At 53.4% G+C, this 15,004-nt stretch carries 13 protein-coding genes, 2 rRNA genes and 1 pseudogene; 8 read left to right on the top strand and 8 right to left on the bottom strand.

Going from position 1 to position 15,004, the window contains the following annotated elements; all coding sequences use genetic code 11:
* Together rpoE and rseD are read right to left on the bottom strand one after the other, a co-directional pair.
* A partial coding sequence (rpoE, locus tag AB7E14_RS09570; protein ID WP_428169486.1) for an RNA polymerase sigma factor RpoE occupies positions 1 to 408 on the bottom strand: 408 nt, incomplete at its 3' end.
* Positions 405 to 570: pseudogene (gene rseD / locus AB7E14_RS09565) on the bottom strand (rpoE leader peptide RseD). The gene rpoE and the pseudogene rseD, both read right to left, overlap by 4 nt.
* A 261-nt stretch (positions 571 to 831) precedes the next feature.
* Here rseD and nadB point away from each other — a divergent pair.
* Positions 832 to 2,454 (top strand): L-aspartate oxidase, encoded by a 1,623-nt coding sequence (gene nadB / locus AB7E14_RS09560; protein ID WP_044253156.1) that lies wholly within the window; start codon positions 832 to 834, stop codon positions 2,452 to 2,454.
* On the opposite strand, the gene trmN is transcribed toward nadB, so the two are convergent.
* Entirely contained in the window at positions 2,439 to 3,176 is a 738-nt protein-coding gene (gene trmN, locus AB7E14_RS09555) for a tRNA(1)(Val) (adenine(37)-N(6))-methyltransferase TrmN (protein WP_044253159.1), read from the bottom strand. The genes nadB and trmN overlap by 16 nt on opposite strands.
* Positions 3,177 to 3,307: 131 nt before the next feature.
* Here trmN and srmB point away from each other — a divergent pair, with 131 nt between their 5' ends.
* Entirely contained in the window at positions 3,308 to 4,642 is a 1,335-nt protein-coding gene (gene srmB, locus AB7E14_RS09550; RefSeq protein ID WP_044326604.1) for an ATP-dependent RNA helicase SrmB, read from the top strand.
* A 44-nt stretch (positions 4,643 to 4,686) separates the two neighbouring features.
* Here srmB and grcA read toward each other — a convergent pair whose 3' ends face one another.
* Positions 4,687 to 5,070, bottom strand: coding sequence for an autonomous glycyl radical cofactor GrcA (grcA, locus tag AB7E14_RS09545; protein ID WP_044253162.1), 384 nt, complete (start codon positions 5,068 to 5,070; stop codon positions 4,687 to 4,689).
* Positions 5,071 to 5,387: 317 nt separating this feature from the next.
* Here grcA and ung point away from each other — a divergent pair, with 317 nt between their 5' ends.
* Complete coding sequence (gene ung, locus AB7E14_RS09540; RefSeq protein WP_042999709.1) at positions 5,388 to 6,077, top strand: uracil-DNA glycosylase; 690 nt, start codon at positions 5,388 to 5,390, stop codon at positions 6,075 to 6,077.
* Between the two features lie 32 nt (positions 6,078 to 6,109).
* Here the strand turns inward: ung and AB7E14_RS09535 are convergent, their stop codons facing one another.
* Positions 6,110 to 7,147 carry a tRNA/rRNA methyltransferase gene (locus AB7E14_RS09535; RefSeq protein WP_058586969.1) on the bottom strand — a complete coding sequence of 346 codons (1,038 nt, stop codon included), beginning with the start codon at positions 7,145 to 7,147 and terminating at the stop codon, positions 6,110 to 6,112.
* A gap of 206 nt (positions 7,148 to 7,353) precedes the next feature.
* On the opposite strand from AB7E14_RS09535, the gene trxC reads away from it, so the two are divergent.
* The 5 genes from trxC to AB7E14_RS09510 all read left to right on the top strand — a co-directional run bounded on the left by trxC (position 7,354) and on the right by AB7E14_RS09510 (position 13,073).
* Entirely contained in the window at positions 7,354 to 7,773 is a 420-nt protein-coding gene (trxC, locus tag AB7E14_RS09530; RefSeq protein WP_058586970.1) for a thioredoxin TrxC, read from the top strand.
* 68 nt (positions 7,774 to 7,841) lie between these two features.
* Positions 7,842 to 8,540 (top strand): tRNA-uridine aminocarboxypropyltransferase, encoded by a 699-nt coding sequence (gene tapT, locus AB7E14_RS09525; RefSeq protein ID WP_044326606.1) that lies wholly within the window; start codon positions 7,842 to 7,844, stop codon positions 8,538 to 8,540.
* A 35-nt stretch (positions 8,541 to 8,575) separates the two neighbouring features.
* A complete protein-coding gene (locus tag AB7E14_RS09520; RefSeq protein WP_316962978.1) occupies positions 8,576 to 11,236 on the top strand; it encodes a bifunctional acetate--CoA ligase family protein/GNAT family N-acetyltransferase in 2,661 nt (886 codons plus the stop codon).
* Positions 11,237 to 11,349: 113 nt separating this feature from the next.
* The gene (pssA, locus tag AB7E14_RS09515) at positions 11,350 to 12,705 is read left to right on the top strand and encodes a CDP-diacylglycerol--serine O-phosphatidyltransferase (protein ID WP_200119646.1); all 1,356 of its coding nucleotides are present in this window, start codon (positions 11,350 to 11,352) and stop codon (positions 12,703 to 12,705) included.
* 41 nt (positions 12,706 to 12,746) lie between these two features.
* Positions 12,747 to 13,073: a YfiM family lipoprotein gene (locus AB7E14_RS09510; protein ID WP_072011114.1), complete on the top strand. Its 327-nt coding sequence runs from the start codon at positions 12,747 to 12,749 to the stop codon at positions 13,071 to 13,073.
* Here the strand turns inward: AB7E14_RS09510 and AB7E14_RS09505 are convergent.
* The 3 genes from AB7E14_RS09505 to AB7E14_RS09495 all read right to left on the bottom strand — a co-directional run.
* Entirely contained in the window at positions 13,070 to 14,368 is a 1,299-nt protein-coding gene (locus AB7E14_RS09505; RefSeq protein ID WP_042999703.1) for an MFS transporter, read from the bottom strand. The two genes, AB7E14_RS09510 and AB7E14_RS09505, sit on opposite strands and share 4 nt — an antisense overlap.
* A gap of 324 nt (positions 14,369 to 14,692) precedes the next feature.
* Positions 14,693 to 14,808, bottom strand: a 5S ribosomal RNA gene (rrf, locus tag AB7E14_RS09500).
* Between the two features lie 96 nt (positions 14,809 to 14,904).
* Positions 14,905 to 15,004, bottom strand: a 23S ribosomal RNA gene (locus AB7E14_RS09495); the annotation flags it as partial.

The following is a 15,004-nucleotide window of genomic DNA, read 5'->3' as shown; positions in this document are numbered from 1 at the left end:
CTCAATAGTTCGGAAAACTATCTGTCTCAGTTCTTCTGACAACATTAAGTTCTCAGGGTTCGAAATTTCTTTCAGCGCACCGCCACTTTCGAAGTTTTCTGCTTCAATCGCATCAACATCGCTTGATGGCGGACGACGCCCCTGAGCCACCAGGTAATTCTTCGCTGTATTCACCGCAATGCGATACAGCCAGGTATAAAAAGCACTATCTCCCCGGAACGAGTCCAGCGCACGGTAGGCTTTAATAAATGATTCTTGCACCACATCGGGAACATCACCCGACGGGACATAACGGGAAACCAGACTCGCCACTTTATGCTGGTAGCGTACTACCAGTAAATTGAAGGCTTTCTGATCTCCCTTCTGGACCCGTTCAACCAGGACCTGGTCCGTTAACTGCTCGCTCATCCGAGGTAAAGTCTCCCCAAACCAAATTTCCACGCGTTCGCGAAACGCCACTCCATTAGCTGCACTATGAGCAAGCAACAGGTTAGAGTGTCTCGTTTTTGTAAAGTTCCGTTACGCATCTGTTTTTTGTTTGTCATGTTGTAGACGGTCATTATCTCTCATTATAAGTCTACCGAGTCTGAACAACGCACTATCTTTAAAAATGCCCATAAACCGGTTGCAGAGTAACCCAACGGCCACTTTATTTCATCCTCTAATCTGATGCTTACGGCCCGCCGCGCAAAATGGTTTCCCCACCTGACATCCTTTTACATCGCACCGTTTTGTTTAGTCATTACAACAACACTGAAAATAAAACGTGCTGAATCGCAGATTCTGGTGCTATGCTGGCCAAACACTGTTTAGTACATTAAACAAAATATCATGAAAACTACGCCTGAACTTTCTTGTGACGTGTTAATTATTGGTAGCGGCGCTGCCGGACTCTCGCTGGCGCTGCGCCTGGCTGAAAAGCACCAGGTTATCGTGCTGAGTAAAGGTCCCGTCAGCGAAGGCTCCACTTTCTATGCGCAGGGCGGGATTGCCGCCGTTTTCGATGAAACCGACAGCATTGATTCACATGTGGAAGATACGCTCATTGCCGGCGCTGGTATTTGCGATCGCCATGCGGTGGAGTTTGTCGCCAGCAACGCCCGTCCCTGCGTACAGTGGTTGATTGATCAGGGGGTGCTATTTGATACCCAGGTGCAGCCTAACGGTGAAGAGAGTTACCATCTGACGCGTGAAGGTGGTCATAGCCATCGTCGCATTTTGCATGCCGCTGATGCCACCGGTAAAGAGGTGGAAACCACGCTGGTCAGCAAGGCGCAAAGCCATCCAAACATCCGGGTACTGGAACGCAGTAATGCCGTCGATTTAATCATCTCCGACAAAATTGGCCTGCCCGGCACACGACGCGTCGTAGGGGCATGGGTCTGGAACCGGAATAAAGAGGCGGTGGAAACCTGTCACGCGAAGTCTGTCGTGCTGGCGACCGGCGGCGCATCAAAGGTGTATCAATATACAACGAATCCGGACATTTCCTCCGGCGACGGTATTGCGATGGCCTGGCGTGCGGGATGCCGGGTTGCGAATCTCGAATTTAATCAGTTCCACCCTACCGCGCTGTATCATCCCCAGGCACGTAATTTCCTGCTTACCGAAGCGCTGCGCGGAGAAGGTGCTCATCTCAAACGCCCGGACGGCACACGGTTTATGCCAGACTTTGACGCGCGAGGGGAACTGGCACCGCGCGATATCGTCGCCCGCGCTATCGACCATGAAATGAAGCGTCTCGGTGCGGACTGTATGTTCCTTGATATCAGCCATAAGCCAGAAGCCTTTGTGCGTCAGCATTTCCCGATGATTTACGAAAAGCTGCTGGGGCTGGGTATCGACCTGACCAAAGAACCAGTGCCCATCGTGCCAGCAGCACACTACACCTGCGGCGGCGTGATGGTTGACGACTTTGGTCGTACCGATGTGGACGGCCTGTATGCGATCGGGGAAGTGAGCTACACCGGCCTGCACGGCGCGAACCGGATGGCCTCAAACTCGCTGCTGGAGTGTCTGGTGTACGGCTGGTCCGCAGCGGAAGATATCGACAGACGAATGCCTTACGCCCGTGGCGTAAGCGCCCTGCCCGCCTGGGATGAAAGTCGCGTGGACAACCCTGACGAACTGGTGGTGATTCAGCATAACTGGCATGAGCTGCGGCTGTTTATGTGGGACTACGTGGGGATTGTGCGCACCACCAAACGTCTGGAGCGGGCCCTGCGTCGTATCACTATGTTACAACAGGAGATCGACGAATATTACGCCCATTTCCGCGTCTCGAATAATTTGCTGGAGTTACGCAACCTGGTTCAGGTCGCCGAGCTGATTGTGCGCTGTGCGATGATGCGCAAAGAGAGCCGCGGTCTGCACTACACGCTCGATTATCCGGCACTGCTGGAGGAATCTGGCCCGTCTGTGCTCTCGCCGTTAACGGCTCACATGAACAGATAAAATGCCTGGGTCAGCGCCGTATAACCTTCGGAGTAACGCTGATCCGGCCCGCGAATCACCAGCCTGTCGCTAAAGCATTCCCCCTTCTTAGGGGAGAATGCCAGCAGCACCCGATGCGGCAACCGCGCCTCCGTTTCAGCAACGTCGGTGCGTAGCCGTAAATGCCAGCCCATATTTAACGCTTGCTGCGTGAAGGTATTGCCGATATTTTCCGGCAACACAACGCACAAGAATCCCTCTTCCGTGATTAGCCCCGTCGCCGTCGCTAACAGCGCAGAATGATCCAGCATCGTGGTATAACGCGCCTGTTCCCGCTGCGGTGTAGCACACTCGACGCCCTGCTCGTAATACGGCGGGTTACTGATGATAAGGTCATATTTAACGGTCTGCCGTGCCGCCCAATGTTGGACATCTTCCGCCTGCACCGTTACCCGATCCGCCCACGGCGACTGGGTAACGTTTTCTTGCGCCTGCGCGGCGGCATCGCTATCCAGTTCAACGGCATCAACGGTGACGCTTTCATCAGTACGCTGCGCCAGCATCAGCGCCAACAGTCCGCTGCCGGTACCGATATCGAGGATCCGCTTTACGCCCGCCACCGGTGCCCATGCCCCTAACAGAATCCCATCTGTTCCGACTTTCATCGCACAACGATCGTGCGCGACAAAAAACTGTTTAAAAGTAAATCCATTACGACGAAGGACGGATGTAGACTGAGGCATGAATTAAAAACCTTGCAGGAAAAACGGCAACAGCACCTGGTGAAAACAATACCTGAGAAGCGATATCCATACAAACAGATGAAGATTGCAGCCGTAACGTCTATAATCAGCGCCCCACACAGAGGTAGAACATGACTGTAACGACTTTTTCCGAACTTGAACTCGATGAAAGCCTGCTGGATGCCCTCCAGGAAAAAGGTTTCACTCGCCCGACCGCCATTCAGGCTGCCGCCATTCCGCCTGCACTCGAAGGCCGTGACGTACTCGGTTCTGCGCCGACAGGCACCGGTAAAACGGCGGCGTATTTGCTGCCAGCGTTGCAGCACCTGCTCGACTTCCCGCGTAAAAAATCCGGTCCACCACGTATTTTGATCCTGACTCCGACTCGCGAACTGGCGATGCAGGTCGCCGATCATGCCCGTGAACTGGCCAAAAACACCCATCTGGATATCGCGACAATTACCGGCGGCGTAGCCTACATGAACCACGCCGAAGTGTTCAGTGAAAACCAGGATATCGTGGTCGCCACCACCGGACGTCTGCTGCAGTATATTAAAGAAGAGAATTTTGACTGCCGCGCCGTCGAAACGCTGATCCTCGACGAAGCCGACCGAATGCTGGATATGGGCTTTGCCCAGGACATCGAGCACATCGCCGGGGAAACGCGCTGGCGCAAACAGACGATGCTGTTCTCCGCCACGCTGGAAGGCGATGCGATTAAAGATTTTGCCGAACGTCTGCTGGAAGAGCCGGTCGAAGTCTCCGCTACGCCATCCACCCGCGAACGTAAGAAGATCCACCAGTGGTATTACCGCGCGGATAACGTCGAACATAAATTCGAACTGCTGAAGCACCTGCTGAAGCAAGACGACGCCACCCGTACCATTGTGTTTGTCCGCAAACGCGAGCGCGTGCACGAACTGGCTGAAAAGCTGCGTCTGGCGGGGATCAACAACTGCTATCTCGAAGGTGAGATGGCGCAGATCAAGCGTAACGAAGGCATTAAGCGTCTTACTGACGGTCGCGTTAACGTGTTGGTCGCCACCGATGTTGCCGCACGCGGGATCGATATTCCTGACGTCAGCCACGTGATTAACTTCGACATGCCGCGTAGCGGAGACACCTATCTGCACCGCATTGGCCGTACCGGCCGCGCCGGTCGCAAGGGCACCGCAATCTCGCTGGTCGAAGCGCACGATCATCTGCTGCTGCTGAAAATTGGTCGCTACATTGAAGAACCGCTGAAATCCAGGGTGATTGATGAGTTGCGCCCAACCTCACGCGCTCCGAGCGAAAAGATGACGGGCAAACCGTCGAAAAAAGCACTCGCGAAACGTGAAGAGAAGAAAAAAGAGAAAGACAAAGAGAAACCACGCGTGAAGAAACGCCATCGCGATACCAGGAACATTGGTAAACGTCGTAAGCCGAGTGCGGCAACGACGCCGCAGGAGTCAAACGAAGAGTAAAAAAACGCCGGGATTTCCCGGCGTTTTTATTTAAACGTTAAGCCTTACAGGCTTTCAGTAAAGGTACGAGCGATAACGTCGCGCTGCTGTTCCGGCGTCAGTGAGTTAAAGCGCACGGCATAACCCGAAACACGGATAGTCAGCTGCGGGTATTTTTCCGGATGCTTAACCGCATCTTCCAGCGTTTCACGACGCAAAACGTTAACGTTCAGGTGCTGGCCACCTTCCACACGAACTTCCGGTTTCACTTCCATCGGAATTTCGCGGTACTCAATTTCACCCAGTTTGCTGACCGCTACCACTTCATCTTCGGCAAAACCGGCTTTCGCTGCGATGCAACGCGCTTCGCCTTTTTCGCTGTCCAGCAGCCAGAAGGAATTCAGCAGATCGTCATTAGCGGCTTTAGTAATCTGGATACCTGTAATCATTGTGATGCCTCCCCGGCAAAGTATTTGATTAGGGTTGGCCGGCTCGCGGCCAATTGGTAAAACCATTGTTGCTTGAGTGTATATATACCCCCCTGACACCCTCGATTCATTGATTTAAATCAATAAAATCCACATACAGAATAGGGAGATGAGATGATTTTATTGTTTTACATCAACTTACACCATGTGAAGACATAAACTTTTTACACAAATTTTCAACTTTATTAAGTGCATAGCGCACATCATCGCGGAGAGAATTTTGCGCCGTCGAAAGAAGCAGTTAAGCTATGACGATTGAGAATTCGCAGGAGAGCGAGATGGCCACTGAATTAACCTGGCACGATGTGCTGGCTGAAGAGAAACAGCAGCCCTACTTTATCAATACGCTGCATACCGTCGCCGGAGAGCGTCAGTCCGGGATCACGGTTTATCCGCCGCAGAAAGATGTGTTTAATGCGTTTCGCTTCACCGAACTGGGTGATGTCAAGGTCGTGATCCTTGGACAGGATCCCTACCACGGTCCCGGGCAGGCGCATGGTCTGGCGTTTTCTGTCCGCCCCGGTATTGCTACTCCTCCTTCGCTGCTGAACATGTATAAGGAACTGGAGGGGTCGATCCCCGGTTTCACTCGTCCTGCCCACGGTTATCTGGAAAGCTGGGCGCATCAGGGCGTTCTGCTGCTTAATACGGTATTAACCGTGCGGGCGGGTCAGGCGCACTCTCATGCCAGTCTGGGATGGGAAACGTTCACCGATAAAGTAATCGGCCTGATTAATCAACATCGTGAAGGGGTGGTTTTTCTGCTCTGGGGCTCTCATGCGCAGAAGAAAGGCGCGATCATTGATCAAAAACGTCATCATGTCCTGAAAGCGCCTCATCCTTCACCGCTCTCGGCGCATCGTGGATTTTTTGGCTGTAACCATTTTGTGTTGGCGAATCAGTGGCTGGAACAACGCGGCGAGAAGCCGATTGACTGGATGCCCGTTTTACCGGCGGAGAGCGAGTAAAAAAATGCCAGCGAATCGCTGGCATTTTTCCATCAGGCTTTGTTCTGACGCCACCATTCGGCAAGCAGCACACCGGTTGCCACCGAGACGTTCAGGCTTTCAACATTACCCGTACCGTCGATTTTAACGCACAGATCGCTGGCATCGCGCGCCGCATCCGGCAAACCGTCAACGTCCTGACCTAACACCAGGACGATTTTCTCTGGCAGTTCAGTTTTAAACAGCGGCTTACCGCGTTCGCTGGACGTTGTCACCACGGCGTAACCCGCCTGACGGAAATCATCCAACACATCAACGATGCTGTCGCCGGTAATCGGCTGAACGTGTTCGGCACCACCTTCTGCGGTACGAATCGCCGCACCGGACTCCAGCAGCGCCGCATCCTGCACCACTACGCCTTTCACACCGAAGTGCGCGCAGCTACGCATCATGCCACCGAGGTTGTGCGGGTTAGAAATAGCTTCCAGCGCTAACACACAGTCCTGCGCGCCCGCCTGGCTTACCCACTGTTTCACCGTCGTGCCGTTACGTTTTTTAATCAGGAAGCAGACACCGCCGTGATGTTCGGTACCTGAAGCTTTCGCCAGTTCCGCTTCATCAACCACATGGTACGCTTTGCGGTTTGCCGCCATCCAGCGTAATGCTTCTTTGAAGCGCGGCGTGACGCTCTGAATGAACCAGGCGCGGACAATCGCGTCCGGACGACTCTGGAACAGGGCCTGACAGGCATTTTCACCGTAAACGCGGGTCTCTTCTGCACGTTGACGACGTAAGACTTCAGGATCGATAAAGCTTTTACCGCTGATACCACCGTGATCGGCTTTTTCAGGCGTTTCATCACCCGGCGCGCGGGACACGGTCCGCCACGGTGAGTCTTCACGCTTGCGATCGCGGCTCGGAGGGGTTCTTTCATCGCGGGCGGGGCGACGGCCACCGTCGGCACGAGATTTTCCTGGACGCCCGCCACCTTTCCCGGTACGCGGGTTATGGGTACGTTTATCAGAATCATCATCACTGCGGACATACATCACTTTGACCTTGCCGCTTTTGTTTTTCAATTCATCGTTCATGCTTTTCTCCACCAGCGCTGCGCGAAGCGCGCAGATTACCCGATGTGCGCCAGGTTAGCCATTATTTCATTTAAAAGCTTATGACTATTGTACTCATTGAATAAAACAGATTGTCGTTTAAAACAGTCTCATCGATAATATGTAACATATTAGAAACATACCGGCGTCTCTGCCGTTCAATACCCCGACGCATCCAGAGGTTAGTTATGAATACCGTTTGTACCAGCTGCCAGGCCATCAACCGCATTCCCGACAATCGGGTTGAGGATGCGGCAAAATGCGGACGCTGTGGTCACGACCTGTTCGACGGGGAGGTGATCAATGCGACCGGTGAAACACTGGATAAACTGCTCAAAGACGATCTGCCCGTCGTAATCGATTTCTGGGCACCGTGGTGCGGCCCATGCCGTAACTTCGCCCCGATCTTTGAAGATGTCGCCGAAGAACGCAGCGGCAAAGTTCGCTTCGTGAAGATCAACACGGAAGCGGAACGAGAGCTCAGTGCACGCTTTGGTATCCGTAGTATTCCCACCATTATGATCTTCAAAAACGGTCAGGTTGTCGACATGCTGAACGGCGCGGTTCCCAAAGCGCCATTTGATAGTTGGCTGAACGAGTCACTGTAAACTCTGCGGGGCGCATCTTGTGCCCCGTTTTCACCTCTGCGACAATAGCGTTTTTCAACGCATTCTCTATGACTGAAAACGCTGTTCTCACGCTTCGCGCTGAACGTCTGGCGCGCGCCACTCGCCCTTTTCTCGCCCGAGGCAATCGTATTCGTCGCTGCCAGCGCTGCTTGCTGCCGCTGAAACTTTGCCTGTGCGCGACGCTGTCGCCTTCTCAGGCAACGAGCCGTTTTTGTCTGGTGATGTTTGATACTGAACCGATGAAACCGAGCAATACCGGGCGTCTGATCGCCGATATTTTACCGGATACTGCCGCGTTTCAGTGGTCGCGGACAGAACCACCGCAGGCCTTGCTGGATCTGGTGAAAAACCCGGCGTATCAGCCGATGGTGGTATTCCCCGCCTCCTATGCCGATGCTGAACGTGTGGTGATTTCCACTCCACCGACAGGTAAGCCTCCGCTGTTTATTATGCTCGACGGCACCTGGCCGGAAGCGCGTAAGATGTTCCGTAAAAGCCCGTATCTCGACTCTCTCCCCGTGATCTCGGTGGATCTGTCGCGGTTGTCGGCCTATCACCTGCGCGAAGTCCATGCCGAAGGGCAGTACTGTACCGCTGAAGTCGCCATTGCGCTGTTGGATCTGGCCGGTGATACCGATGCAGCAAGCAGCCTCGGCGAGCACTTTACCCGTTTTAAAACGCGCTACCTCGCAGGAAAAACCCAACATCAGGGAAGCATCACAGCAGAATCAGCAGAAAGCGTTTAGAATCATTCGGTCACTTCTGTGTAAGGGAAACCGGTATGAGTCAGCGAGGACTGGAAGCACTTCTGCGACCAAAATCGATCGCGGTGATCGGGGCATCGATGAAGCCCAATCGGGCGGGATATCTGATGATGCGCAACCTGCTGGCAGGAGGATTTAACGGTCCCGTTTTGCCGGTAACCCCAGCCTGGAAAGCCGTTCTGGGCGTCCTGGCATGGCCCGATATTGCCAGTCTGCCCTTCACCCCCGACCTTGCCGTGCTGTGTACCAATGCCAGCCGTAATCTGGCCTTGCTGGAAGCGCTTGGGGAAAAAGGCTGTAAAACCTGCATTATTCTCTCGGCTCCAGGCGCGCAACATGCAGAACTGCTAACCTGTGCGCAACGCTACAACATGCGTCTGCTCGGCCCTAACAGTCTTGGCCTGCTGGCCCCCTGGCAGGGGTTGAATGCCAGCTTCTCGCCGGTCCCGATTAAGCGCGGCAAACTGGCCTTTATTTCTCAGTCCGCTGCGGTTTCCAATACCATTCTCGACTGGGCACAGCAGCGGGAAATGGGCTTTTCCTATTTCATTGCCCTCGGCGACAGCCTGGATATTGATGTCGATGAGCTGCTGGATTATCTGGCGCGTGACAGCAAAACCAGCGCTATTTTGCTTTATCTCGAACATCTCAGCGATGCCCGGCACTTTGTATCCGCCGCCCGTAGCGCCGCGCGCAACAAACCCATTCTGGTAATTAAGAGCGGTCGCAGCCCGGCAGCGCAGCGGTTATTGCATACCAGCGCCGGAATGGATCCGGCCTGGGATGCCGCCATTCAACGCGCCGGTCTGCTGCGCGTGAAAGATACCCATGAGCTCTTTTCCGCAGTGGAAACGCTCAGCCATATGCGTCCTCTGCGCGGTGACAGGCTGATGATCATCAGTAACGGTGCCGCGCCTGCGGCGCTGGCGCTTGATCAACTTTGGTCCCGCAACGGCAAGCTCGCCATGCTGAGTGAAGAGACCAGCCAGAAACTGCGCGATGCTCTGCCTGCCCATGTCGAGATCGCCAACCCACTGGACCTGCGTGACGATGCCAGCATTGAACATTACACCCGAACGCTGGACATTCTGCTCGCCAGCCAGGACTTTGACGCACTGATGGTGATTCACTCCCCCAGTGCCGCCGCCCCCGCCACCGAGTGTGCACAAACGCTGATTGGAACCGTTAAGCACCACCCGCGTGGAAAATTTGTCTCGCTATTGACCAACTGGTGTGGCGAGTTTTCCTCTCAGGAAGCCCGTAGACTGTTCAGTGAAGCCGGACTCCCTACCTATCGTACTCCGGAAGGGACGATCACTGCGTTTATGCATATGGTCGAATACCGGCGCAACCAGAAACAGCTGCGTGAAACGCCGGCCCTGCCCAGCAATCTGACCTCCAACACGGCCCAGGCGCATGATCTGCTTCAGCAGGCGATTGCCGATGGAGCAATTTCACTCGATACCCATGAGGTTCAGCCGATCCTGCAGGCTTATGGCTTACATACGCTCCCGACCTGGATTGCCGGCGACAGCATCGAGGCCGTCCATATTGCAGAACAGATTGGCTACCCGGTCGCGCTGAAGCTGCGTTCACCGGACATCCCGCACAAATCTGAAGTTCAGGGCGTAATGCTCTACCTGCGTACGGCAAACGAAGTTCAACAGGCAGCCAATGCAATTATTGATCGTGTGAAAATGACCTGGCCCCAGGCGCGGATCCACGGTCTGCTGGTGCAGAGTATGGCGAACCGTGCGGGAGCGCAGGAACTGCGCGTGGTGGTTGAGCACGATCCCGTATTTGGCCCATTGATTATGTTGGGTGAAGGCGGCGTTGAGTGGCGGCCTGAAGAGCAGGCCGTGGTGGCATTACCGCCGCTAAACATGAACCTGGCGCGTTATTTAGTGATTCAGGCGATCAAGAATAAAAAGATCCGTGGCCGCAGTGCGCTGCGCCCGTTGGATGTCGCGGGGTTAAGTCAGTTGCTGGTTCAGGTCTCAAACCTGATTGTCGACTGCCCGGAGATCCAGCGTCTGGATATTCACCCGCTGCTGGCCTCCGCCGGTGAGTTTACCGCCCTGGATGTCACGCTGGATATCGCCCCATTCGAGGGCGATAACGAAAGTCGTCTTGCCATTCGCCCCTATCCGCATCAACTGGAAGAGTGGGTGGAGATGAAAAATGGCGAGCAATGTCTGTTCCGTCCTATCCTGCCAGAAGATGAACCCCAACTTCAGCAGTTTATTTCCCAGGTCACCAAAGAAGATCTTTATTACCGCTATTTCAGCGAGATCAATGAATTTACTCATGAAGATTTAGCCAACATGACGCAAATCGACTACGATCGGGAAATGGCGTTTGTTGCGGTGAGGCGCGTAGAACGAACGGAAGAGATCCTGGGTGTGACGCGAGCGATCTCCGATCCGGATAATATTGATGCGGAATTTGCCGTACTGGTTCGTTCCGATCTCAAAGGGTTAGGATTGGGTCGTCGATTGCTGGAAAAATTGATTACCTATACACGAGATCACGGACTGAGAAGGCTGAATGGTATTACGATGCCAAATAATCGTGGCATGGTCGCGCTGGCTCGTAAGCTTGGGTTTAGCGTGGATATCCAGCTCGAAGAGGGAATCGTCGGGCTGTCGCTGGATCTGGCTCCGCCCGAGGAATCGTGAGTAAGGTACTGGAAATGTTGACCACTTTAACGGGGACGGTGTTATCATTGCCCGCTTATGTCGTCTGCATAGCACAGAGGACCCTTCAATGAACAGAGAAGAAATGCACTGTGATGTTGTCAAAATTTAAGCGTAATAAACATCAACAACACCTTGCCCAACTACCTAAGATTTCTCAATCAGTTGATGATGTCGATTTCTTTTATGCTCCCGCCAGGTTCAGGGAGACCCTGCTGGAAAAGATAGCCAGCGCGAAGCAGCGCATTTGCATTATTGCCCTGTATCTGGAACAGGATGACGGTGGCAAAGGCATTCTTAGCGCGCTTTACGAGGCGAAACGGCAGCGTCCTGAGTTGGATGTTCGGGTACTCGTCGACTGGCATCGTGCGCAGCGTGGACGTATTGGCGCGGCAGCATCCAATACCAACGCCGACTGGTATTGCCGAATGGCGCATGAAAATCCGGGTGTCGATGTGCCGGTATACGGTGTGCCGATCAATACCCGCGAAGCCCTCGGCGTGCTGCACTTTAAAGGCTTTATCATTGATGATAGCGTCCTGTACAGCGGCGCCAGTCTTAACGATGTCTATCTGCATCAGCACGATAAATATCGCTATGACCGCTATCAGCTAATCCGCAACGCCAGAATGGCAGACATCATGTTCGAGTGGGTGACCCAGAACCTGATGAACGGTCGTGGCGTAAATCGTCTGGATAATACCCAGCGTCCGAAAAGCCCGGAGATTAAAAACGACATTCGTTTATACCGCCAGGAGCTTCGTGACGCGGCTTATCACTTCCAGGGCGATGCCGATAATGAACAGCTGTCCGTGACGCCATTGGTCGGTCTGGGGAAATCCAGCCTGCTGAACAAAACCATTTTCCACCTTATGCCCTGTGCAGAGCATAAGCTCACGATTTGCACCCCCTATTTCAACCTGCCAGCAATTCTTGTTCGCAACATCATTCAACTGCTGCGCGAAGGGAAGAAGGTTGAGATCATTGTGGGGGATAAAACCGCCAACGATTTTTATATCCCGGAAAATGAACCATTTAAGATAATTGGCGCATTGCCCTATCTCTATGAGATTAACCTGCGTCGTTTCCTGAGTCGTTTGCAGTATTACGTCAATACCGATCAACTGGTCGTTCGCTTGTGGAAAGATGACGACAATACCTACCATCTAAAAGGGATGTGGATCGATGACAAGTGGATGCTGCTGACCGGGAACAACCTCAACCCGCGCGCCTGGCGTCTGGATCTGGAAAATGCAATCTTGATCCACGATCCTAAGCAAGAGCTGGCTGAACAGCGCGAGAAAGAGCTGGCGCTAATTCGTACGCATACCACGGTCGTTAAGCACTATCGTGACTTGCAGAGCATTGCCGATTACCCGGTAAAAGTTCGCAAACTGATCCGTCGATTACGTCGTATTCGAATCGACAGGCTGATAAGTCGTATTCTGTAAAAGTGAAACCCCGTCCTGAACGGGGTTTTTTCTATGGGGGCATGGTGCGCGTTATTTTTCTTCTGAGCGCCTTTATTCTGTCAGGCTGTAGCCATATGGCGCAGGATAGCTGGAGTGGGCAGGACAAAGCACAGCACTTTATTGCTTCCGCGATGCTCTCAGCCGCAGGTAATGAGTACGCGCAACATCAGGGAATCAGCCGCGATCACAGTGCGATGATAGGGTTTATGTTCTCGGTCAGTCTGGGGGCGTCAAAGGAGCTTTGGGATAGCCGCCCCGCAGGGAGCGGCTGGAGCTGGAAAGACTTTGCCTGGGATGTCGCCGGTGCAACGACCGGCTATACACTCTGGCAAATGGCGCATCACTAGAGGCGCAGACCTTTCCCTTTACGATGCAACGTCAGCGAAACCAAAAATGCGACGATCGACATAACGGTGACATACCAAAAGAACGACGTTTCCATACCGACAGACTTCAGCGACAGCGCCACATATTCCGCCGAACCACCAAACAGAGCATTCGCCACGGCATAAGAAAGCCCCACTCCTAATGCACGAACCTGTGCCGGGAACATTTCAGCTTTCAATATACCGCTGATCGAGGTGTAGAAACTGACGATCAGCAGCGCGCACATTACCAGACCAAATGCTGCATACGGCGAAGTCACATTCTGAAGCGCGGTCAAAATGGGGACAGTAAACAGGGTTGCCAGCGCACCGAAACACAGCATGGAGGTACGTCGGCCAATTTTATCTGACAATGCACCAAACAGCGGCTGCACAAGCATATAAACAAATAGCGCCGCCGTCATAATGCCGCTTGCCACATTGGCATGCATACCTGCGGTGTTTACCAGATACTTTTGCATATAGGTAGTGAAGGTATAGAAGCACAGCGATCCCGCCGCGGTGAACCCGAGCACCATGATGAACGCTCTACGGTTACGCCATAACCCTTTCAGCGAGCCCGCCTCTTTCAGCGCACGCGTTTCCTGCTTTGATGTTTCATCCAGTTGACGACGTAACCAGAGCGCCACAATCGCCAGTACTGCGCCTAATGCGAAAGGAATACGCCAGCCCCACTCTCTGAGGGCTGAATCTTCCATAGTCTGCTGTAAGACAACCACAACCAGCAGCGCCAACAGTTGACCACCGATAAGTGTGACGTACTGGAAAGAGGCGTAAAACCCCTTACGGCCCTCGACAGCAACTTCACTCATGTAGGTCGCGCTGGTGCCATACTCCCCACCAACAGATAATCCCTGGAACAAACGCGCCAGCAGTAACAGCGCCGGAGCCCAGGTTCCAATGGTTTCATAACCTGGCAGGCAGGCGATCACCAGCGATCCCAGACACATCATACAAACGGACAAAAGCATGGATTTTTTACGACCATGTTTATCGGCGATACGACCGAATAGCCAACCACCAATCGGACGCATTAAAAACCCGGCCGCAAAAACGCCTGCGGTTTGTAGTAGCTGCGTTGTCGTGTTTCCGGAAGGAAAGAAGATGTGGGCAAAATAGAGCGAGCAAAACGAGTAGACATAGAAATCAAACCATTCAACCAGATTTCCGGATGACGCGCCTACAATTGCCCATATGCGACGACGGGTATCACTATCAGTCAGTGACCCGTTCGCAGTTACACTGCTTTCAGTCATTAAAGTTGTACTCCTGCCAAAGATCCGGTTGTGTTTGCTGTCTTTTTTAGTAAAAGAAATGTTATACAATTGTTATATGTTGTTGTGTGACAGCGATCGCGGTTTTAATTAGCAGGGAAAGAATTTAGGAGTAAGCGCAGGGATCAGTTGATGAGATTCATCGTGACGGCGCGCGCAGAGGTTCGACTATTCTGGACGGTCGTGTCCGTTAACCACGGAGCCTCGCCCTGACAGCAGGCCGGATAAGGCAAAGCCACACTCCAAATTTGCAGCGCAGAAACGCAAAAAGCCCATCCGTCAGGATGGGCTCTTCACTTGTTTGATGCCTGGCAGTTCCCTACTCTCGCATGGGGAGACCCCACACTACCATCGGCGCTACGGCGTTTCACTTCTGAGTTCGGCATGGGGTCAGGTGGGACCACCGCGCTACAGCCGCCAGGCAAATTCTGTTTATTAACCCGCCTTTCGCCGGTTAATCTAATCTGTAATCACGCTGAAAATTTTCTCTCAATCCGCCAAAACATCTTCGGCGTTGTAAGGTTAAGCCTCACGGTTCATTAGTACCGGTTAGCTCAACGCATCGCTGCGCTTACACACCCGGCCTATCAACGTCGTCGTCTTCAACGTTCCTTCAGG

Origin of the sequence: Citrobacter sp. (genome assembly GCF_050252275.1) — a bacterium.
Lineage (GTDB): Bacteria > Pseudomonadota > Gammaproteobacteria > Enterobacterales > Enterobacteriaceae > Citrobacter_A > Citrobacter_A amalonaticus.
Note: the sequence above shows the minus strand (reverse complement) of the source record. Positions and strands in the feature narration are given on the sequence as shown.